Here is a 20,292-nt window from a genome sequence, read left to right as displayed (position 1 = left end):
TCGAAAAACCTCCGGCCTCGCCCGGTGATTCGAGCTGGATCAGATCGGCGATATCGATCGGTACTTGGGCGGTTGCCGACTCGTTCGCCGCCGTGGAGCCCGACGCAGAATGTCCTTGATCCGCGATCGGGTTTCGCGGGGGTCGATCAGATCATCGATGCCGAACCCCTCCGCGGCCTGCAGAGGACCGACCTGCTCGCGGATCGAGGCAATGATCTCCGCCCTACGGGCGCGCGGGTACGGGGCGCTTTCATAATCGCGGCGGTAAGCGACATCAACAGAACCTTCGACCGACATCGCGCAAATCTCGGCTGTGGGCCACGCCAGGCACGCGTCGGCTTCGAAACTGTTGCCACCAGCCATCGCGATGTAGCCCAAGCCATACCCTTTACGCAGCACGACGGAGATGCGGGGGACGGTCGCGTGGCCCAGCTCGAATAGCATGCGAGCGCTCCGTCGCCCGAGCGTGGTCCGCTCGGCTTCCGGCCCGACCAAGAATCCCGGGACGTCCATCAGAAGGACGAGCGGCACCCCGAAAGCATCACAGAGGGCAATAAAATGCGCGGCTTTCTCGCAGGCGGCGGCGTCCAGCTGCCCACCGGCATATAGGGCCTGATTGGCGAGTAAGCCAACCGATTCGCCGCCGATGCGTACGAAGGCAGTAACCAGGTTCTGTGCGTACTTGGGTTTGATTTCGAAGACGCTGTCCAGGTCGGCGATTGCCTCGATCACCGGACGGACGTCATAGGCGTGACGGGTATTGACCGGAACCAGCCCGGGCAGAACTTCGGCGCGCTGCTGGTCGTCATCGGAATCGAGCGGTCGCCGGCTTGGTGTCGGCAGGCCGGCATTATCCGGCAGGTAGGAAAGAAACGATCGGATGGCGGCAAACACCTCCTCTTCAGTGTCCACCGCAAGGTCGGCCAGACCCTGGCGATCGACCTGGCGGTCGACCCCGCCGAGTTCCTCGGAGCTGATCACCTCTCCAGTCGCCGCCGCGACCAGCGCGGGTCCGGCGATTCCCATCGTCGCGTGTTTACGACGCATGACGACGAAGTCGGCCATCCCACTGAAGTTGGTGTTAGCGGCGAACCCAGGGCCAAGCAGGCCCGCCACAATCGGTGCGAAGCCGGACAGCCGGGCGATCTGATTGAACGTGTTACCAGCCTGTGCGTAAGCCCGCGAGCGCTGGCCGTCCTGGATCCGGTGTCCTCCGCCGTCCAGCAACATGACCAGGGGGTGCCCATACAGCAGAGCGAGATCGATCGCCCGGCTCATCTTGGCACCACCGAGATGGCCGACGCTTCCACCGAACACAGAGAAGTCCTGCACAATCAGAACCACGGGCCGACCGTCCACCGCAGCGGTACCGGTGATGACCCCGTCGGCCGGTGCCCGGTCACCCATACCCTCGGCGCGAACCAGGCCTCCGAACTCGATGAATGATCCTGGGTCGCAGAACATCTCAACGCGTTCCCGGGCCGTATGTGTCCCACGCCGCTCGGCTTTTGCGACTGCCTCCGGTCGACTGACGTCGTCGAGCTCGAGCCGTCGCACGGCCAGGTGCTCCAGCGCGGTAGCCATTGCACCGGCCACCTCGGTCGTCGCGGCGTCCATTGCGACCTCGGCGATGAAACTCGGGTCGAGATACGCCAGGGCCTGACCACTGCGAATCGAGTCCCCGATCGCAACCGCGACTGACACGACTACGCCGTCCTGATCGGCTGTCAGCGTCTGCTCCATCTTCATTGCCTCGACGACTGCTAGCGATTGGCCGCGACGAATCGACTGGCCCTCAGTGAGATCAAGCTGGACGAGCACTCCCGGGTAATCGCTGGTGATCGCCACGGTCCCCGGCGGCGCCGATTGTGCGATATCGGGTAGCTCGTCAGTGACTCCGGTCGCTACGTCCGGGTAGCGTGCGTGATGCTCACCTGGGGCTGTCAGCGCCGCGACCTCCCGCTCGACAAACCGAGTGTCGATCCTTCCGACCGACAACGCCGGATGCTTGAGCAGATTCTGAAGCAACGGCACGGTGGTTGACACCCCGTCGATCCGAAACTCGCACAGCGCCCGGTAGGCCCGATTCAACGCCTGGTCGAACCCGCCGCCGGCGCTGTGCACGATCAGCTTCGCCAGCAGAGAGTCGAATGCCAGGCTGACGTCGTAGCCCTGAAATCCGAGGGTCTCGAGTCGGATGCCTTGCCCCGAAGGCGGATCGAATGCGCGCAGTCGGCCGGCTGCGGCAATGCTCCGACCACTGGGCTGGATCGTCTCCGCGTTGATCCGGAGCTCGATGGCATAGCCCTCGGGTCGGTGCCGGTTCGGATCCGTCAACCCCAACTGGGCCAGCGTCGAACCGGCCGCCAACCGCAGTTGCGTCTGGACCAGATCGACGCCACAAACCTCCTCGGTGACGGTGTGTTCCACCTGCAACCTCGGGTTGGCCTCCAAGAACACCCAGCGGCCGGTCTCCACGCCGTCTTCGCCCAGTTCGATGAGAAACTCGAAGGTACCTATGTTGCAGTACGACGACGCCCTTGCGAGGGCGAGCGCCGCCTCCAGCAACTCATTGCGCAACTCGGAGCCCAGCCACGGACTGGGCGCGATCTCGACCAGTTTCTGGTGGCGGCGCTGAATACTGCAGTCGCGGTCCCACAGGTGGCTCACCGCGCCCGTCGCATCGGCCAGAACCTGGACTTCGACGTGGCGCGCGGAGGGTAGAAACTCCTCGATATAGAGCGCTTCGCTGCCAAACGCGGCCAAGGCCTCCGATCGGCAGCGCGGCCACTGCTCGGCTAGCTCGCCGAGGTTCGAGATCAGACGGATACCGCGCCCACCGCCGCCGGATACTGCCTTCAACATCGCGCTGCGGCCGGCGGGCAGAGACTGGATGAACAACCCGGCATCCTCGAAGGTGATGTCAGCCGGGCTGCCGGCCGCGACCGGGATCTTCTGCTCCCCCGCCAGCATGCGGGCACGGGCCTTGTCTCCGAATAGCTCCAGCGCCGATGCATCGGGGCCGATGAAGACTAGACCCGCCGCTCGACAGGCCCGAGCGAACTGCGCACTTTCGCTCAGAAATCCGTAACCAGGGTGGACGGCATCGCAGTCCATCTGTCCAGCGACTGCGATCAGCGCATCGATGTCCAGATAGGCCTGTGGCCCACGCCCAGGCAGAGCCATAGCCTCGTCGGCCCGCCGAACATGAAGAGCATCTGCGTCGTCGTGTGAGTACACGGCGACCGCCACCACCCCAAGGTCGCCACAAGCCCGGGCAATCCGGATGGCAATCTCACCCCGGTTCGCGATCAGCACCCGACGCAGGGTTACTGGCCGCGGATCACCTGACGAGGGTGCCGTGGACGGGTCCACCATTCGGTATTTGCGCCTCCTCGTCATAGCCAACTGTCCGGTTGACATCCTCGTCGCCGAACGGCCGAAGTGTCAACTGTCTTACATGCGCCTCTGTACTTCGCCTGATGCCGGTGCTACCGTTCCCAGCTAACTGGTTGGCTTCAACCGCATGCTGTCGATATCGCAGATGACCTCGGAGAATGCTCACGTGAACGTTCGCTTTGGCCGAATGGCCATCATTCGACGGCCAACCGGAGCGAAGGGTCATCACCCCCTGCTCTCGGACGTCGAGGTCTGGGGCGAACCGACGGCAGCCTGGCGATGACGGTAACCACCGAACGCCGGGGCCGGGTTTTGGTCATCACCCTACGCAGGGAGGCGAAACGCAACGCCATCGATAGCTCCATCACCGCCGGCATCGATCTTGCGCTCAATGAGCTCGACGACGAGCCGGAGTTGTGGTGCGGCGTGCTCACCGGTGGCACTCAGGTGTTCTGTGCCGGCGCGGATCTCTCTGTCGGTCCCGGCTCCCCAACTGAGCGGGGCGGCATCGCTGGGATCATCACCCGGTCGCGGCGCACACCGCTCATCGCTGCGGTCGAGGGTCTTGCGCTCGGTGGTGGCATGGAGTTGGTGTTGTGCTGCGACTTGGTGGTCGCTGCGACCAACGCCTCGTTTGGCCTGCCGGAAGCGCGGCGCGGCCTCATGCCAGACTTCGGGGGCGCGTTCCGAGTCGCCAAGGCGTTGCCCGCCAACGTGGCCCGGGAATTGCTGCTCACCACGGACAACCTCACGGCGGAGCGAGCCGAGCGTCTGGGCTTCGTCAATATGCTCGTCGAACCTGGGAAAGCACTCGAAGGCGCGATTGCCCTCGCGGAGCGCGTCTGCGAAAACGCACCGGTCGCGGTCCGCGAGTCCCTCGCCATCGTCAACGCGACGCTCAACGCTGACGAGGCCGACGATTGGGCCCGATCGGACGCCGCTCACGAGCGCCTGCTCGCTACCGAGGACGTCGCCGAGGGCATTGGCGCCTTCTTCGAACGGCGGCCGCCGACATGGCGCAACGCCTGACGCGGCGCCATTCGTGATGATCACCGGAGGAATGCATGGTTGACGTACCAGGTCGGGACGAGTGTGTCGTGCGGAGGCTACTAGAGCAGCGAGCCGCCGAGGCTCCGAATGAGATCTTCGCGATTATGGAGCAGACCGGCGAACAGTGGTCGAGGGCAGAGACGCTGCAGCGCACCCGGGCGTGGGCGAGCGCGCTGCAGTCACTCGGCGTCGGGCAGGGCGACATCGTCGGGGTTTGGCTGCCAAACGGACCGGCAGCGCTACTGGCCTACCTTTCGATCACCTATCTGGGTGCGGTCTACACGCCGTTCAATACCGGTTACAAGGCAGGCGTATTGGAACACGTCGTCAACAACTCGGGTGCACGGGTGCTCATCGCAGACAGCCGCCTCGTTGACCGACTGGATTCGATCGAACGCGACAAGCTGACGACGCTGATCGTTGTCGGCCCTCAGACGCACACGCCCTCGGGCGTCACCGTGCTGTCGGACGCGGTCCTCCACTCCGGTGACCCGCTGGCGTTGAAAGACCCGGAGCGTCCAATCGAGCCCTGGGATCCGCTGGCGATCATTTACACCTCGGGTACGACCGGGCCGTCGAAGGGCGCGATCGCTAGCTATCTGTTGAACTATCTGAGCGTGCTGGGAATACCCTCTCGACCGGGGCATCGATTGATGCTCGTCGGCCCGATGTTTCACATGAGTGGCACCGGCATTGTCTACAACGCACTACTCAACCGCGGTTCGATAGTGATGCTCGAGGCATTCAGCACCCAGACGTTCTGGCGCGATGTGCGTCGCTTCGGTATTACGTCGGGCACCTTGCTCGGTGCGATGACGACATTTCTGCTGAAGGAGCCACCCGGTCCGGCAGATCGGGACCACACCTTGGAACAGGTATTGATGGTGCCCCTGAGCAATGACTCCGAAGAGTTCACGCGGCGTTTCGGCGTCGATGTCATCACCTGCTACAACATGACTGAGATCTCGACCCCGCTGGTGAGCGAGGTCAACCCACGTATCAGGGGCACCGCAGGCCGACTGCGGCCCGAGTTCGACGCCCGAATCGTCGACTCCAACGACATCGAACTTCCAGACGGTGTGGCCGGCGAGGTCATACTTCGCTGTGCGGTGCCTTGGGCCCTGTCCACGGCGTACCTCGGCAGCCCGGAAGCTTCCGCACGAGCCTGGCGCAACGGTTGGTTCCACACCGGGGATGCGATGCGTCGCGATGCCGAGGGCAACTATTTCTTCGTCGACCGGCTCAAGGATGCGATCAGGCGCCGAGGCGAAAACATCTCATCGTTCGAGGTGGAGAAAGAGATTCTCGCTCATCCGAATGTGCGTGATGCCGCCGTAGTCCCGGTTCCCAGCGAGTTCGGGGAGGATGACGTGCTGGCGGTAGTCACCTCGACTGCGGGAGCGACCATCGACCCGGCCGATCTGATCAGATTCTTACAGCCGAGGCTCGCGCACTTCATGATTCCACGCTACGTGCGGGTAGTCGACGAACTACCGGTCACGCCAACGAACAAGGTCGAGAAGTATCGGTTGCGGGCCGAAGGAGTAACCAGACAGACGTGGGACCGCGATAAGACCGGACTCGTGATCAAACGTGAACGTTTGAGTTCAGCACCGCATCCCTAGGGTGGCCCTGACCTAGGTGAACTTCATCGGCGCGCATCCCTTCCGACAACGAGACCCAGCTTCTTCAGGTCCACCGTTGCCGGCGAGTCCCACCGGTCACGCAGTTTGTGCTTCAGCACGCGGCCCACCGCGTTGGTGGGTAGTTCGTCCACGATCTCGACGAACCGTGGGACTGCGTAGTAAGGCAAGTTTGAGCTGAAGAACCTGAACAGATCTGCCGGCGCAATCACGGCGTCGGCCTCGAGCACAAGGCATACCTTGATATCGTCCTCGTTGCTGCCCGCAGGCACGGCGTGTGCAGCCGCAGCGACCACCGCCGGATGCCTCAGAATGGCCTGCTCCAGCTCGACCGAGGAGACGTTTTCACCGCGCCGTCGCAGCGCATCCTTCTTTCGGTCAACGAAGAACAACCGCGAATCATCATCGAAGAAACCGAGGTCGCCCGTGTGGTGCCACAGGTCTTGCCAGGCTGCGAGCGTCTCGACTTCCTTGCGCCAATATCCGGAGAACATCGAATAGGGTTCGCGGGGGCGGACGACGATCTCACCTGTCTGGCCCGCGGGCAATACGTGCCCGACCTCGTCGAGGACCTGAACATCAAGCCACGGCACGGCACGCCCGGCACTGGCTCGTCCGGTGTCGGTCACGTCACCGCCGACGCCCATTGTCGCCGGCACAACCTCCGTCTGACCATATCCCTCACAGATCGCGCGCACACCGAAGCGCCGCTCGAGTTGGGTTCTGATCTGCGGCGACAGTGGAATGAAGATCGCCCTATCGATCTGGTGGTGGTGATCGTCAGGCCGCGTCGGCGTTGCCAGTAGCGCGGTCGCCATCGCACCGACGCCGAACAGCTGCGTCGCTCCGAGCTCGCGGGCGCGGTCGAGCAAACCTGACGCGCTGAACTCGGGATCAAAAGCGACCCGGCAGCCACCGACGAGGGCATCCATCAGGGCGCTGAGCGCGAACCCGTGGTACAGCGGCAGGGGACACAGAGACGTGTCGTCGCGGGTGAACCAGCCAAAGTGCTGGTGGGCCCGGCACATGTTCACCAGGTAGCCGTTACCGATGATGCACCCTTTCGGCATGCCGGTGGTTCCGGACGTGTAGAGAAGACATGAGATGTCGTCCAACGTCGGGTCGGGCCAGTGCTGCTCGCCATCGACGTCGAGCTCGGCGAAGTGGATCCGGCCGACGTCGCCATCATCGAGCGCCACCACGAGGCAGTTGCGAAACTGCTCGCCGGCCGTTGCTTGCCGAATGAGTGGCAGTCCGGCTCGATCGGCGATGACAACCCGCGGCTCGGCATCGGCCAGCTGGTAGCGCAGGAACTCACCCTTGAGAAAGACGTTGAGCGGAACGTAGATCGCGCCGAGGAAGTTGCAGGCAAAGAAGAGGTCGACGGCCTCGTCACGGTTGCTCATCATTGAGGCAACACGCTCCCCTGGGCGGACGCCGAGCTCGAACAGACCCGCGGCGATACGCCTGGCCCGCCGGTAGACGTCGCCGACACTGCGCCAATCCTGACCACACGACACCATGTCGACATCGGCGTCCTGCCGCACGCGCTCGGCGAGAGTGGCGATGACCGTATCAACCATTACTCGCGTCTCCATCCGATCGATTGGCTGGTTCGCGTCGCGGACCTGGCCACCGGTATCGACAGGCGTCTGCGTTCGCCGGTTCTCATTGCGCGACGCATGTCAGCGGCGAGCCGGCACCGGGTAGATGGCGTCAAAGCCCACCTTGTTGATCGCTTCGAGCAACAGTTCGGCCGTACGGGTGGCGCCAGCGGGGCGGACCCGCAGCGAGGTGATGTGTCGGTCGATCACAACGAGGTCGTGTTCCTCGCAGAGGCCGATTGCGCCAAATATCTGATGACCGTTCTTCAGCACGGTATCGATCGTCTCGAGCATGCCCACGCGCAGCGCCAGCACGTCGGCTGTCGTCGCGGTGCCGGACCGAAGCAAGTACCAGGTGAACGCCGCGAGTTCGCCGAGACCGTCATTGGCCACCGTCATGTCGGCCAGGCGCCAGCGAATCTCTCCGAACTGGCCGATCGACTTGCCGAACTGCCGTCGATCGAGCGCGTACCGCGCCGCGAGACTCGTCGCAGTATTCATGGCCCCGCTGGCGTAGAAGGCGTCGAGCACGAGACGCATCTTCACCGCCGACGCGTCGACCTGAGCGGGATCGCCGAGCGTGACGGGAGTTCCGAACGGATCGAGTCGTGCCGACGCATTGTCCCCTGACACGCAGATTCTCGCGCCCGCTCCGTCAAATCCCACCGCAATAGCCGAGGTGGCCAGGTTGGCATGCTCCAAATGCCTGACCGCCCCATCGACCACATAGAGGGCGTCGGCATCAAGCCGCTGTGCTGCGAGGGTGGCAGCGATGGGCCAGGGCGCCATCACCGCACCGAGGGCGCGAGCTGCCAGGACCGCCGCGGCGGCTTCGTCTTCGTCGCCAAAGGGGTCTAGCTCGAGAACGCCCTGAGCTTCTAGTGCCGGTTTGAGCTGCTTTTCTCGGATGGTCGGGTCGGCTTCGGCTGCCCGAGCAAGATTCACAGCCCCGAGATCGTCGAGGGCGTCGCGAAGCCCGAGCTCGAGCTCACGCGCTGCCGCGGGCCATTCCCGGTTCACGAGCTCACCTGCGCCATGCGGGCCCGGGCGACGATCATGCGCTGCACCTCGATGGTTCCAGATGCGATCGTCGCAGAACGCGAGTACCGGAATACGTCTTCGATCAGGCCGAGCACACCAGCTCGTGGATCGGGGGCCAGCGCGGCGGCCCCGACCGTGTCGAGGGCGAGTTCTGCGACTTCCTGATCGAGCAGGATCGACGCGATGCGCGCGGTCGACGCGTGCAGGTCGGTCAGTGTCCCGCGCTCCCGCTCGGATACCGCACGATAGTTCAGTAACCGCGCTGTCCGCGCGTGCACCAAGGCACGGGCGAACGCCACCCCGCAGGCACCTTGGCTCACGTCGTCTACCTCAGCTAGCGCAGACAACACGCGCTCGTCGCGAGCGTAGCGCGGGATGCCGATACGCTCGTGTCCGAGCACGTACTTGATGACGTCCCAGCCTCGATTGAGTTTGCCGAGCAGTTCGGCACGCTCGACCCGAACGTCATCGAAGAAGACCTCGTTGAGGTGTTGCTCTCCCATCATCGAATCGATCGGCCGCACGGTGACGCCCGTACGCGACATGGGGATGATGAAGATCGAAATGCCGTCCGTCTTGACGCCTTCAGCTCGGCTGGTGCGGGCCGCGACGAAGTACCAGTCCGCGATGTTCGCATACGACGTCCATATCTTCTGGCCGTTCAGGCACCACCCGTCACCGTCGGGCGTCGCCGCCAGAGACAGCGAACCGAGATCACTTCCGGACTCCGGTTCACTGAAGCCCTGGGCCCAGATCACCTGCCCACTGGCGATCGGCGGAAGATGCTGCGCTTTCTGCTCCGGGGTGCCGAAGTGCATGATTGTCGGTCCCACCCAGCTCAACCCCATGTACTGCGCACCTCGGGGCTCGAAATGCGCCCACATCTCTTCGCGCAACACGGCCTGTTCCCATTCGCTGGCGGCAGCACCGCCATACTCCTGCGGCCAGCTGATCGTGAGAAGCCGCTCAGCACCCAGACGTTCGCAGACGTTTCGGGTCACTTTCTGCACGGCAGGATCGCTCTTGAATGGACCGGCCCATCCTTCCGGCAGCAGGTCGGCGAGTATGTGACGCAACCGCGCACGCAGCGCGGCGGCCGATTCGCCCAGGTCGTAGTCCATGGTCGCCCCTCCTAGAGCTTGATCAGATCGTGAAGGCGGGTGATGCTCGCCTGCGCGTCGGCGATGATTGTCTCCACGACCGTGGCGCAGGTGTCGATGTCATGGATGAGTCCCTGGGCTTGGCTGGCCCACCAGACTCCGCCATCCATGTCCCCACCCGCGAGTACCGCAGTGCGGCCGCGTTCGCCGGAGGCCAGTTCGGCGACGTCGGCGAAGCTGGCACCTGGCCGCCGGCTCCGCTCTACGATCTGCTCCGAGATGGCGTTGCGCACCACACGGGCAGTGTTGTGGAACTCGCGAAACACAAGCAGTGTGTCGCGCTCGGTATTGCGTACGATCTGCTGCTTTACGTTGACGTGCACCGGCGACTCGGTGGTAGCGAGGAACCGGGTGCCCATGTTCACTCCCACCGCGCCCAAAGCCAGCGCCGCAGCCAGACCGCGGCCGTCGGCTATCCCGCCTGAGGCGATGACCGGGATCGTCAGAGCCTGGGTGGCGGCCGGGATGAGGACGAGGCCGGGAACATCGTCCTCGCCGGGATGACCGGCGCACTCGAAGCCGTCGATGCTGATCACATCGACGCCGACACGTTCGGCGGTCACGGCATGGCGCACACTGGTCGCCTTGTGGATCACCTTGATCCCAGCGGCCTTGAAGTCCGCCATGTGTGGTTCTGGGTTAGCCCCTGCGGTCTCGACGACCTTGATACCTGATTCGACGATCGCAGCCCGATACTCGTCGTAGTTCACGTTGCCGATCATCGGCAATATCGTGAGGTTTACCCCGAACGGCCGGTCGGTGAGATCGCGGGTTCGCTCGATCTCCTTCACCAATGCCTCGGGCGACGGTTGCGTGAGGGCGGCAAGAAACCCTAGCGCTCCGGCATTGGCGACCGCGGAGATGAGTTCGGCCGTGCCGGCCCCGGTCATCCCGCCACACGTGATCGGATGGTCGATGCCGAAAAGCTGCGTAAACGAGGTTTGGATCATTCGCGGGTTCCAACAACCGTGGGCATGTGCGGGACATTACTGAACAGGACGCGATTACTCAACCGCTTGGTCGGTTACGATGCACCGATGAGTGAGCCGATGACGCAGAAACTCGACGTCCGGAGCGGCGCGAACGCCGAGCCCTCGAACGGGGTCAACGACGGCCTCGTGCCCGTGTACCGGCCGACCACGTTGACCCCGGATGCCCTGCGGGAGCAGGACGAGGTCTATGGCGCACTGACGCAGGCGGTCCGCGGGCTGAATGAGGCTCAGTTGCGCACCGAGGTCGATCCCGACCTGGTGCGTGTGGTCACCGCCCAGATCGAAAGCATCACCGCCCGCCTGCTCGTCCGGGCCCGCGCGGCGAGCTTCGGCCTCGAACTCGGTCATGACGGCGGCGCCCGCGAACATGGCAACCCCGTCCTGGGACTGCGCAACCCGTTCGCCGCCGCATTGGGTGAAAACGCAATGTTCTGGGGCGAGAAGGACGCCTACGCCGAGCTCGAACTCGGTCCCTTGTATGAGGGTCCCCCGGGATTGGTGCATGGCGGTGTTCTTGCGTTGCTTCTCGACCAGCTCTTCACCGAAGCGGCTGCGGCTGCGGGAATGCCGGCGATGACGGTGAATCTTGTGGTGAATTACCGGCGACCCACTCCCCTGGGCACCGTCGGAATGAGAGCCTGGCTGGAGAGCATTGACGGCGCCAAGCGCCGGCTAAAGGCCACCGTGTATGACCCTGAGGGGAACGTGACGACCGAGAGCGAATGCCTGCTCGTGCTGCCCAAGGCAATCGAGGCCGGCAACCTCTGGCCGAAGCGTCCACCACGGCCGCGCTAGCGGGAAGCGTTAGCCGCCACTCGCCTTGACTGCGTTTCTAGCCAACTGTACGGTTGGTTATACGTTTCACGTTTCGCTGGCCGGTGGTTCGTCAATCGATGACGAGTGGAGGGCCGTTAACTAGGGGAGAGCGGATGGGCGATGTCCTCGTTGAGCATCGCGACGGTATTGCGATCATCACGATCAACCGTCCCGAGTCTCGGAACGCGGTCAACCGTGCCGTCTCCGACGCTGCAACCGCGGCGATCGATGAACTCGATGCCCGGAGTGACCTCGTCGTCGGCATCATCACCGGCGCCGGTGGCTTCTTCAGCGCCGGGATGGACCTTAAGGCCTTCTTAGCCGGCGAAAAGGTCGCGGATGAGACACGCGGCATGCTCGGTTTCACGCAAACCCCCACCCAGAAGCCGCTCATCGCCGCGGTCGAGGGCCCGGCTCTAGCGGGTGGCTGCGAGATCGCGCTCGCCTGTGACCTGATCGTCGCCGCCGAAGATTCGATCTTCGGCATTCCCGAGGTCAAACGCGGTCTCGTCGCTGCCGGTGGCGGCCTGCTCCGCCTGCCCCGACGCATTCCCCAGGCGGTGGCCATGGAGCTCGCTCTCACCGGTGATCCGATCTCCGCCGCCGACGCCCTGCGCATCGGGCTTATCAACTCCGTCACGCCCGCCGGCGGGGCCCTCGACGGCGCGCTCGCTCTGGCGAAGAGAATTACCGCCAATGGTCCACTGGCCGTTGCCGCGTCCCGCGAGATCGTGCGGCGGGCGAGTGACTGGAGCATGGACGAGGGCTGGGAAGAGTCGAAGAGAATCTACGCACCGATCTTCAGTAGCGCGGACGCTTCCGAAGGAGCACTGGCCTTCGCAGAGAAGCGCCGGCCGTCCTGGCAGGGCCGCTAGAGAGCAGCGCCACGGCATCGGCCGGGCCTGGCGGCTGTCGCGCTCGCGATCGAGCGCGGCGCCGGTCGTGCCCTAGACACGTCGGGTAACTGCAGGTGCCCGTTTCCGATCTGGTTTCGGGTGACGACGGGCCCCCGATCAAGGGGCGAGGTCCGCCACGTGGACGCGTCTACTACCAACAATCGTCTATCGTTCGGTTACCCGGGCCGTGTGCCCAATCAGGACACGCGATCGCTCCAGACGGTGGAGCGCGCTACAGCGCTTCGTCTGCTTTCTCTCCGCTCGGGAGTGCCCGCTCGAATTCGGCGAGAAGATCCTCGAACGACGATCGTGCCGCTTCTGCGTCGTGAGGTATTCGCACCATGGTCCGGAAATCGGAGACGCCGAGCTGCACGAGGTCAGGGACCGGTTCGAACATTGCCGGGAGATCCAGACCACCGGTGGACGCTGACACGACAGTGGGCAGCCCGAGAGCGATCTGCAGTGTGCCGAAGTCGCCGCCCTCGTCTTCTACTAGCCGCCGCATTTCTTGCGCTGCCTCGCCGAATGACTCACTCGTCACTCCCCACGGAATCCAGCCGGTCCCATATCGAACGAGCCGCCGTGCCGTGGCAGGAATTGGCCGCCCACCAATCCACACTGGAACCCCATCGGGGCGAACGGGTTTCGGCATCATATGAATGCCGTCCAGCGAGAAGTCCTTGGCGATGTAGGAGGCTTCGCGGGAAGTCCACAGATCGCGGCAAGCCGCGAGAGTCTCGTCCAAGACGCGTCCACGTTCCGAGAACTCCACGCCGACCGCGCGATACTCGGCCTTCTGCCAGCCGATCCCGACGCCAAGATCGAAACGACCGTGGGAGATCACGTCAATTGTCGAAGCGACCTTCGCCAGAACGACGGCACCGCGCAAGGGCGCAACCAATATGTTCGTCGCAAGACGTACTCGGTCCGTCACAGCCGCGATGGCGCCGAGGATCGTAAGCGAATCAAGCCATTCACCGTCGGCCTCTGTGGGTTGGACTCCTCCGACAACGCCACCTTGACCAGGCTTGCTATATCCCGTGAGATCGCTGCCGAAGGCCAGGTGGTCAGGGACAAAGATCCGATCGACTCCGGCCAGATCCGCCGCGCGCGCTTGATCAAGGATATGCCGCCAATCGGCGGGGGCGGTGGAAGCGAAGTTCCTCAGCCCAATTGAAAGCTGCGGTTTGGATGGGCGGCGAGAGGCCCCGACAATCTGCTCAGCATCCGACGACGACGAACCAGACCCATCCCCTGATTTCGAACCGGCCCACGCCGAAACCGCCGTCATAACCACACCCCAATCGCGACCGCAACGGCAAGGCACGTACGACGCATGACACCCTCTCACCAAGCCCGCACGGGAACCCAACCGGTTGGTTGGCATACTATCGCGTCACTCACACCACCTGTCAACCCCAACAAGTGGCTGCCTGTGCAGGCGTGGATCGCTTCAAACCCAACGATGTCTACGCTTCCGATTCCGGTGTATTCCTCGACCAACGCAACGCACCGCCTCAGCTCGACCGAGAACCGCCAAACTCAACGCCGCGGCTCATCGCGCACCCAAGCACACGTCCCGAACTAGCCGAAGGAACGCCGTATCCCAGCAGATACGGGGGGCTGTACCTGCTGTACCTGCCGCTGCGCCGCGGGCTTCGGTGGGTTGTGGGTCTATACGCACCTGTCAGCCACTGATGTCGAACTTACGAAGCACCCTTACCGACAACCAGGTGGCCACGGCTGACGCACCCCGTTGACCTCAACGGACCGCGAGTCGGCTTGACGCCGTCCAACGACGACCACGTCAAGCCGGAGGCAGCCCGTTGTTCCGGGGCTCCAGGTACTGGGTTGGGCTCACGCCTGGGCTCAGACCAGGCACACCATTCCAGTAGAAGTAGAAACCCATCCCGGTCGAGTCGAGCGGGCTGGGATCTATGCCAGCGGTCCCGCCGTAGAGGCTTGGCGTCTCTTCATTGGCTTGAGGTGCGGACCAAGCGATCGGCACGCCGTTGATCCTCGCGTTGCTCACCTGTACGGGGAAGTCATTGATGCCCCCGTTATACGATTCGGCAGCGACCGCGGCGACGTACGTGGAGAATCCCCCGGGCACCTGCACGGTCGTGTTATTCCACCAGTTCTGGGTTTCGTTGACGAGGTCCTCCCAGCAGATGTCGCTGGTATCACACGACACGGAGGCATGAATGAGGTCGCCGGGCCGCACTGGCTCGGGACTGAAGATCCAATTGCCTACTGAGTCGGCATGCAGGGCGTAATACTCGGGCTGACCGTCGTTGCAGCCAAGGCCAAAGCCGGTCTGGACAATCGCAGCGGCGCCGCCTCCGCCGTTGTCGCCTTGGATGCCTACCCAGTAGGCATTTGCCATCCCCCCACTCTGCCCGGGCGAACAGACCCCGACCGGCACGATGAAATCCGCCGCCGCCGATGTGTACGGCCCTCCCCAAGCCACGTAGCCACTCCACCCGCCGGGGCTGAACGATGATGGGTCGGCGTGGGCGATACCCGTACCGAAGCCAACTGCTCCGACAACAACAGCCAAACCCGCTGCCGCCGCCCGTCTGGCCGACCGCAACACCCCGGCATGGGATCGTTTCCTCGTCATCTCGATGTCCTGTCTCAATAGTGCGGCCCCATGTCACCGGCGATCTATCTGTCCTCACCCTCACGGCGCAGAGCCCGCGCCGCGTTCAAACCGTCTAGTGAACGCATCCCACCGCAAGGCACTGCCGGATCCCCTTATAGGGATTGCGGATACGCGGGTCCACCTGGCAGACCTACGACCTCGGCTGCGGTGGCGATGCGCGGGACCCCGCCACCGCCGCGACCTGGTCTGTCAGATTTTCTGTGCAAGGCGTCATGGCTAGTTGGTTCCGAGGCGGTCGCCGTAGGTCATTGCCAGGGTGTGCAGGATGGATTTCCAGCCGTTGGTCTGGCCGGTGGGGTTGGCCCCGGTTGGGGTCGGCGTTCCTTGACGGTGAGGTACAGGACCTTCAGTGCGGCTTCCTCGTTGCGGAAGTGCCCACGTCGGCGGGTCGCCTGCCGGAACCTCGCGTCCAGCGATTCGATGCCGTTGGTGGTGTAGAGCAGTTTCCGGATCTCGACGGGGAAGTCGAGGAAGCGGGGTGAACTCCGTCCACGACCGTTGCCACATCCCGATCATCGCCGGGTACTTGGTCTGCCAGCGTTCAGCGAACTCGGCGAAGCGTTCTTCGGCGGCGGTAACGGTCGCTGCGGTGTAGATCGTCTTCAAATTCGCCGGTGATCTTGGCCCAGTCGGCCTTCGCGGCATACCGCAGGCTGTTGCGGACCAAGTGCACACGCATGTCTTGCACGACCGCATGCGGCCAGGTCGCGGTGATCGCGTCGGGCAGGCCCTTCAACCCGTCGCAGCACACGATGCACACGTCGAGGATCCCACGATTACGAAGCTCCGACAGCAGGTTCATCCACTGCTTCGCATCTTCGCCACCGGATGGGCCGACCCACATACCGAGCACGTCACGTTGCCCGTCCAGAGTGATGCCCATCGCCACATATACCGGGCGGTTGGCGACTTGGCCGTCGCGGACTTTCAACAGGATCGCATCGATCAGCACCACCGGATACACCGCATCGAGCGGTCGCGATTTGCCACTCCTGCATCTCTGAGATAACCGCGTCGGCCACCTTCGACACCAACTCCCGAGAGACGTCGGTGCCGTAAATATCGGCGAGGTGGTTAGCGATGTCCCCGGTCGTCATCCCCTTCGCATATAACGACAGCACCGCTTCATCGAAGCCGGCCAGACGGCGTTGATGCTTCGGGCTCACCGCCGGGGTGAACGTCCTAGCGGCCGACACCAACCTCTCCGCCAACGCCGCCAATCGCTCATCGTCGCCGACCGTCGCGGCCATCAACTCACCGACCGTTGCCGGCACAAGCTCGTTACTTGCCATGCGTAATCGTCCCCATCTCACGACCCGAATCCGTGGACGTCAGGCCGTGACGCCTACACAAAATTCCTGACAGACCCAGGGACACCAGACACTGTCGGAGTACCCGCTTGATGGGTAACACGCTGGCTTCAGTTGATGGGCACCGCCGCGGCGAACGGACGTTCTAGGCTGAGATGACAGCACTGCGGCGGGACGGGCCGGAATGAGCAGGTCGGAATCAGGTTTCTAGCGCCGTGGAGCGGACGTGGACTGCCGCACAACGAGACGTGTGTCGAGAGTGAGGTGGGTTGCTGGTATCGATTCGGCTCGTAGTAGCTGCAGGAGTAGCTCGACGGCACGCAGCCCCATCTCCCTGATCGGCTGCTCGACGGTGGTCAGCGACGGCGTGCACAGGACGGATTCAGGGACGTTGTCAAATCCGACGATCGACAGGTCCCGCGGTACTTCAAGGCCGAGATCGACCGCGACTTCAAGCGTTGCAATCGCGGAGATGTCATTGGCGGCGAAGATCGCGGTCGGAGGTTCGTCCATCGTCAACAGAGCTTTCGCTGCCTCCGCGGAGATGTCTGCCCGGTAGTCGCCGACCAGCAGGAGGCTCTCGTCGACGGGCACGCCCGCCTGCGCCATACCGGTGCGGAAGCCCTGTTCGCGCAACTGCGCCGACATCAGGTCGGGGCGGCCGGTGAGCATGGCGATGCGACGGTGTCCGAGCTCGATCAGATGATGCACAGCGGTCTGCGCTCCGCGGAGGTTGTCGGCGTCGACGGTGGGTATCTCTGACGTGCCGGTGTGCGGGTCGACCGCAACGAACGGCGCGCCGTACTGAGCGCTGACGATCGTTGGGGTGACCAACACCGCGCCGTCGATTAGGGTGCCCGACAGTCGTGAGAGATACCGCCGCTCCCAACCGTCGCGCGCTTCAGTGCGACCACCCGCTGAGTAGATGACCAGCTCGTAACCGGTGCCTCGGACACCTTCGGCAGCACCCTTCAAAAGTTCCGTGCTGAACGGTTCCAGATCGGCGACGAGGATCCCGATGACCTTGGTCTCGTGGTTGCGCAGACTCTGCGCAACCAGACTGGCCTCGTACCCGAGTTCGGCGATAACCTTCTGCACGCGTGCAGAGGTCGCGGCCGCGACGCCGTATCGGTTGTTGATCACTTTCGACACTGTCGATAGGGAGACTCCTGCTTCCCGTGCCACGTCGTGAATGGTGACACGAGAGCTCTTGGACATCACTGGGTGACACTATCGGCTAGAGATCGTTATCGACAACGTTTGAGACCCCTATCATCGGTGTCGGCGTCCGGCGCCACGCCGCCACCTACGGCGGGGTGACTTTGACATTTACCCAACGCGGGTCGGCCGGGGTGACCTTGTAGGTGTCGCCGGTGATCGCGATCGTGAGCCGCGGCGTCGCCGTCCCGGGAGTCCGCGAACGTTGCGTGACTTTGTGATTGACGATCGAGCCACCGGTGCTCGCAGCGACGTCAGCGCCGGCGTACGAGGCCAGGGCGTGCGATCCGACCCACACTTCGGCATCACCCGGCTCGATGATCTTGACCAGGCGCCGATCGGTGAACGCGAACCGAGTCGTGGGTACAGAGAACTGCACCTGCTTGGACTCGCCGGCAGCGAGTTCGACGCGGGCGTAGCCGAGCAGTTGCGCAACCGGGCGGGTGATGGTCGCGTAGATGTCCTGTCCGTAAAGCTGGACAACGTCCGTACCGGCCACATCGCCGCTGTTCGTCACGGTGACCGTCGCGCTGAACTCCCCACCGGCCGAGACCTCGTCGTCGACGACCAGATCCGAGTAGTGGTAGCTGGTGTAGGACAGTCCGAATCCGAACGGGCGTAACGGAGTCGAGTCGGCCGCCGTGACATCGGACGGGCCGCCCAGGATCGGGTGCAGGTACGAGTACGGCTGCGCTCCGGACGAGCGGGGCATCGACACGGGCAGGCGTCCGGAGGGATTGATCCGGCCGGTGAGGATGTCGGCGATAGCCAGACCGCCACCCTCGCCCGGGAAGTAGGCCTGCAGGACTGCGGCCGGTTTGGGGTGGTCTCCATCCAGCGCCCACCCGATCGCGTACGGGCGCCCGGTCACCAGCACGAGCACGACCGGCGTCCCCGTCGCGACGACCGACTCGACTAGTTGTCGCTGTACCCCAGGCAATTCAAGTGACTCCGCATCGTTGCCCTCGCCGACCGTCCCCCGGCCGAACAGACCCGCCTGGTCACCGACCACCACTATGGCGAGTTCGGCGCCGCGGGCCGCCTCAGCCGCCGACTCGATTCCAGAGCTGTCCGGATCGTCGACCGTGCAGCCCATGGCGAACGCAATCTCGGAAGTGCCCAACCCGACGGAGGCCAAGGCTGGCGCCAGCGCTTGGAGAACGGTCGGGATCGCGAACCCCGGTGCGTAGTCAGGGAACTGCGTAAGCACGTGGTTCTGGAACGAGTAGCAGCCCTGCAACGACTCGACCCGGTCCGCATTCGGGCCGATGACGGCAATTCGGCGTGGCGGCCGCGGCCATCCGGAGATGGGCAGCAGGCCGTCGTTGGACAGCAGGATCACCGATTCGGCCGCCAGGCGGTGCGCCAGCTCCCGGTGCCGCGGCGAGTCGAGGTCGATGTTCTGCGGTGGCGAATCCTCGAAGACCTCGGGGTCGAGCAGGCCGAGTGCCTCCTTCTGGGTCAACGCTCGCAGCACCGAACGGTCTACGTATCGTTCGTCGAACTCGCCGGCGCGGATCCGTTCGGCGAGCGGGCTCAGGTAGGCGTCGCCGGTCGGCAGTTCGATATCGATGCCCGCCTCGAGGGCGATGGCGCCAGCTTCGCCGCGGTCTCTGGCCACTGCGTGCAACACCTCGAGGAATGCGACCGAGAAATAGTCGCCGACGACCACTCCGTCAAAGCCCAGCTTCTCCCGAAGCACGCCGGTGAGGTAGTCCACGTTCGCGGCGACCGGCAGTCCGTCGACGTCGCTGTAGGAGTTCATGACCGACCGGGCGCCACCGTCAAGGATGGCCATCTCGAACGGCGGCAGGAAGATATCTGCCAGTTCGCGCGGTCCGACCGCTACGGGCGCGTGATTCCGGCCAGCTTTCGATCCGGAGTATCCGAGAAAGTGTTTGAGTGTCGCGTGCACCCCGGCCGCTTGCAGGCCGCGAGTGTATGAGGTGCCGATGGTCCCGACCAGGTACGGGTCCTCGCCGATGCACTCGTCGACACGGCCCCAGCGAGGGTCGCGGACGACGTCGAGGACTGGCGCCAGGCCCTGGTGGATGCCGAGTTCGCGCATCGACCGACCGATCACCTGGCCCACCTCGAAGAGCAAGTCTGGGTCGAAGGACGCCCCCCAGGCCAGCGGCGTCGGGAACGTGGCCGCCTTCCACGCCGCAAGCCCGGTCAGGCACTCCTCGTGCACGAGCGCGGGAATCCCGAGTCGGGTCTCGCGCTTGAGTCGCCGTTGCTCGTTCCACAGCCAGGCTGCGCGTTCAACTGGTTCCACCGGACGGGTGCCGTACACGCGGGTGTAGTGACCCATTCCGTGGCGGGTGATGTCGGCAAGGCTCTCGGACTCGTGCCGCACTGCCATCTCGTCCTGCATGGGCGCTACGACGTTCCCGCCCTGGTCCAACCAGTATCCGGTGAGTTGGGCGAGCTTCTCCTCGAGCGTCATGCGGGTCAGCAGTGCACGGACCTGTTCGGATGCCTCGGGCATGGCGCGA

General features: G+C 64.2%; 15 protein-coding genes and 2 pseudogenes. 4 read left to right on the top strand and 13 right to left on the bottom strand.

The window, feature by feature from the left end; all coding sequences use genetic code 11:
• Window positions 1–39: 39 nt before the first annotated feature.
• Window positions 40–3,378 carry a carboxyl transferase domain-containing protein gene (locus CPH63_RS07665; RefSeq protein ID WP_371364402.1) on the bottom strand — a complete coding sequence of 1,113 codons (3,339 nt, stop codon included), beginning with the start codon at window positions 3,376–3,378 and terminating at the stop codon, window positions 40–42.
• A gap of 300 nt (window positions 3,379–3,678) precedes the next feature.
• On the opposite strand from CPH63_RS07665, the gene CPH63_RS07660 reads away from it, so the two are divergent.
• Both CPH63_RS07660 and CPH63_RS07655 read left to right on the top strand, forming a co-directional pair.
• Window positions 3,679–4,428 (top strand): enoyl-CoA hydratase-related protein, encoded by a 750-nt coding sequence (locus CPH63_RS07660; RefSeq protein ID WP_096302358.1) that lies wholly within the window; start codon window positions 3,679–3,681, stop codon window positions 4,426–4,428.
• A gap of 68 nt (window positions 4,429–4,496) precedes the next feature.
• Complete coding sequence (locus CPH63_RS07655; protein ID WP_197704619.1) at window positions 4,497–6,074, top strand: AMP-binding protein; 1,578 nt, start codon at window positions 4,497–4,499, stop codon at window positions 6,072–6,074.
• A 23-nt stretch (window positions 6,075–6,097) separates the two neighbouring features.
• Here CPH63_RS07655 and CPH63_RS07650 read toward each other — a convergent pair whose 3' ends face one another.
• The 4 genes from CPH63_RS07650 to CPH63_RS07635 form a co-directional block, all read right to left on the bottom strand.
• Window positions 6,098–7,675, bottom strand: a complete 1,578-nt coding sequence (locus tag CPH63_RS07650) for an AMP-binding protein (protein ID WP_172892176.1) — start codon at window positions 7,673–7,675, stop codon at window positions 6,098–6,100.
• A gap of 102 nt (window positions 7,676–7,777) precedes the next feature.
• On the bottom strand, window positions 7,778–8,716 hold the full coding sequence (locus CPH63_RS07645; RefSeq protein ID WP_096302355.1) for an acyl-CoA dehydrogenase family protein: 939 nt from the start codon (window positions 8,714–8,716) through the stop codon (window positions 7,778–7,780).
• On the bottom strand, window positions 8,713–9,858 hold the full coding sequence (locus tag CPH63_RS07640; protein ID WP_096302354.1) for an acyl-CoA dehydrogenase family protein: 1,146 nt from the start codon (window positions 9,856–9,858) through the stop codon (window positions 8,713–8,715). Before CPH63_RS07640 ends, CPH63_RS07645 begins: the two co-directional genes overlap by 4 nt.
• A gap of 11 nt (window positions 9,859–9,869) precedes the next feature.
• Complete coding sequence (locus CPH63_RS07635) at window positions 9,870–10,847, bottom strand: nitronate monooxygenase family protein (RefSeq protein ID WP_096302353.1); 978 nt, start codon at window positions 10,845–10,847, stop codon at window positions 9,870–9,872.
• An 87-nt stretch (window positions 10,848–10,934) separates the two neighbouring features.
• Here CPH63_RS07635 and CPH63_RS07630 point away from each other — a divergent pair, with 87 nt between their 5' ends.
• Window positions 10,935–11,684, top strand: coding sequence for a PaaI family thioesterase (locus CPH63_RS07630; protein ID WP_157749367.1), 750 nt, complete (start codon window positions 10,935–10,937; stop codon window positions 11,682–11,684).
• Between the two features lie 134 nt (window positions 11,685–11,818).
• Window positions 11,819–12,580: a crotonase/enoyl-CoA hydratase family protein gene (locus CPH63_RS07625; RefSeq protein WP_096302351.1), complete on the top strand. Its 762-nt coding sequence runs from the start codon at window positions 11,819–11,821 to the stop codon at window positions 12,578–12,580.
• A gap of 253 nt (window positions 12,581–12,833) precedes the next feature.
• Here CPH63_RS07625 and CPH63_RS07620 read toward each other — a convergent pair whose 3' ends face one another.
• The 8 genes and pseudogenes from CPH63_RS07620 to CPH63_RS07590 all read right to left on the bottom strand — a co-directional run bounded on the left by CPH63_RS07620 (window position 12,834) and on the right by CPH63_RS07590 (window position 20,285).
• Window positions 12,834–13,892 carry a TIGR03619 family F420-dependent LLM class oxidoreductase gene (locus CPH63_RS07620; RefSeq protein WP_157749366.1) on the bottom strand — a complete coding sequence of 353 codons (1,059 nt, stop codon included), beginning with the start codon at window positions 13,890–13,892 and terminating at the stop codon, window positions 12,834–12,836.
• 516 nt (window positions 13,893–14,408) lie between these two features.
• On the bottom strand, window positions 14,409–15,224 hold the full coding sequence (locus tag CPH63_RS07615; RefSeq protein ID WP_371364898.1) for a G1 family glutamic endopeptidase: 816 nt from the start codon (window positions 15,222–15,224) through the stop codon (window positions 14,409–14,411).
• Window positions 15,225–15,511: 287 nt separating this feature from the next.
• Window positions 15,512–15,688, bottom strand: a complete 177-nt coding sequence (locus tag CPH63_RS23655) for a hypothetical protein (RefSeq protein ID WP_371364895.1) — start codon at window positions 15,686–15,688, stop codon at window positions 15,512–15,514.
• A gap of 115 nt (window positions 15,689–15,803) precedes the next feature.
• Window positions 15,804–15,911, bottom strand: a pseudogene (locus tag CPH63_RS23650) (hypothetical protein); the annotation flags it as partial.
• A gap of 94 nt (window positions 15,912–16,005) precedes the next feature.
• Window positions 16,006–16,218, bottom strand: a pseudogene (locus tag CPH63_RS23645) (transposase); the annotation flags it as partial.
• Entirely contained in the window at window positions 16,121–16,516 is a 396-nt protein-coding gene (locus CPH63_RS23640) for a transposase (protein WP_371364892.1), read from the bottom strand. The gene CPH63_RS23640 and the pseudogene CPH63_RS23645, both read right to left, overlap by 98 nt.
• Before the next feature lie 267 nt (window positions 16,517–16,783).
• Window positions 16,784–17,794: a LacI family DNA-binding transcriptional regulator gene (locus tag CPH63_RS07595; RefSeq protein WP_096302346.1), complete on the bottom strand. Its 1,011-nt coding sequence runs from the start codon at window positions 17,792–17,794 to the stop codon at window positions 16,784–16,786.
• A gap of 88 nt (window positions 17,795–17,882) precedes the next feature.
• Window positions 17,883–20,285: a glycoside hydrolase family 3 N-terminal domain-containing protein gene (locus CPH63_RS07590; protein ID WP_371364889.1), complete on the bottom strand. Its 2,403-nt coding sequence runs from the start codon at window positions 20,283–20,285 to the stop codon at window positions 17,883–17,885.
• Window positions 20,286–20,292 lie beyond the last annotated feature (7 nt).

This window comes from Jatrophihabitans sp. GAS493 (assembly GCF_900230215.1).
Taxonomy (GTDB): Bacteria; Actinomycetota; Actinomycetes; order Mycobacteriales; family Jatrophihabitantaceae; genus MT45.
Note: the sequence above shows the minus strand (reverse complement) of the source record. Positions and strands in the feature narration are given on the sequence as shown.

Excerpts from the sequence above, each read along its gene's own strand:
- CPH63_RS07665 (WP_371364402.1), bottom strand. The coding sequence starts at position 3,378 with ATGGTGGACCCGTCCACGGCACCCTCGTCAGGTGATCCGCGGCCAGTA.
- CPH63_RS07630 (WP_157749367.1), top strand. The coding sequence starts at position 10,935 with ATGAGTGAGCCGATGACGCAGAAACTCGACGTCCGGAGCGGCGCGAAC.
- CPH63_RS07625 (WP_096302351.1), top strand. The coding sequence starts at position 11,819 with ATGGGCGATGTCCTCGTTGAGCATCGCGACGGTATTGCGATCATCACG.
- CPH63_RS07635 (WP_096302353.1), bottom strand. The coding sequence starts at position 10,847 with ATGATCCAAACCTCGTTTACGCAGCTTTTCGGCATCGACCATCCGATC.
- CPH63_RS07595 (WP_096302346.1), bottom strand. The coding sequence starts at position 17,794 with ATGTCCAAGAGCTCTCGTGTCACCATTCACGACGTGGCACGGGAAGCA.
- CPH63_RS23640 (WP_371364892.1), bottom strand. The coding sequence starts at position 16,516 with ATGGCCGCGACGGTCGGCGACGATGAGCGATTGGCGGCGTTGGCGGAG.
- CPH63_RS07620 (WP_157749366.1), bottom strand. The coding sequence starts at position 13,892 with ATGACGGCGGTTTCGGCGTGGGCCGGTTCGAAATCAGGGGATGGGTCT.
- CPH63_RS07650 (WP_172892176.1), bottom strand. The coding sequence starts at position 7,675 with ATGGTTGATACGGTCATCGCCACTCTCGCCGAGCGCGTGCGGCAGGAC.
- CPH63_RS07640 (WP_096302354.1), bottom strand. The coding sequence starts at position 9,858 with ATGGACTACGACCTGGGCGAATCGGCCGCCGCGCTGCGTGCGCGGTTG.
- CPH63_RS07615 (WP_371364898.1), bottom strand. The coding sequence starts at position 15,224 with ATGACGAGGAAACGATCCCATGCCGGGGTGTTGCGGTCGGCCAGACGG.
- CPH63_RS07590 (WP_371364889.1), bottom strand. The coding sequence starts at position 20,285 with ATGCCCGAGGCATCCGAACAGGTCCGTGCACTGCTGACCCGCATGACG.
- CPH63_RS07660 (WP_096302358.1), top strand. The coding sequence starts at position 3,679 with ATGACGGTAACCACCGAACGCCGGGGCCGGGTTTTGGTCATCACCCTA.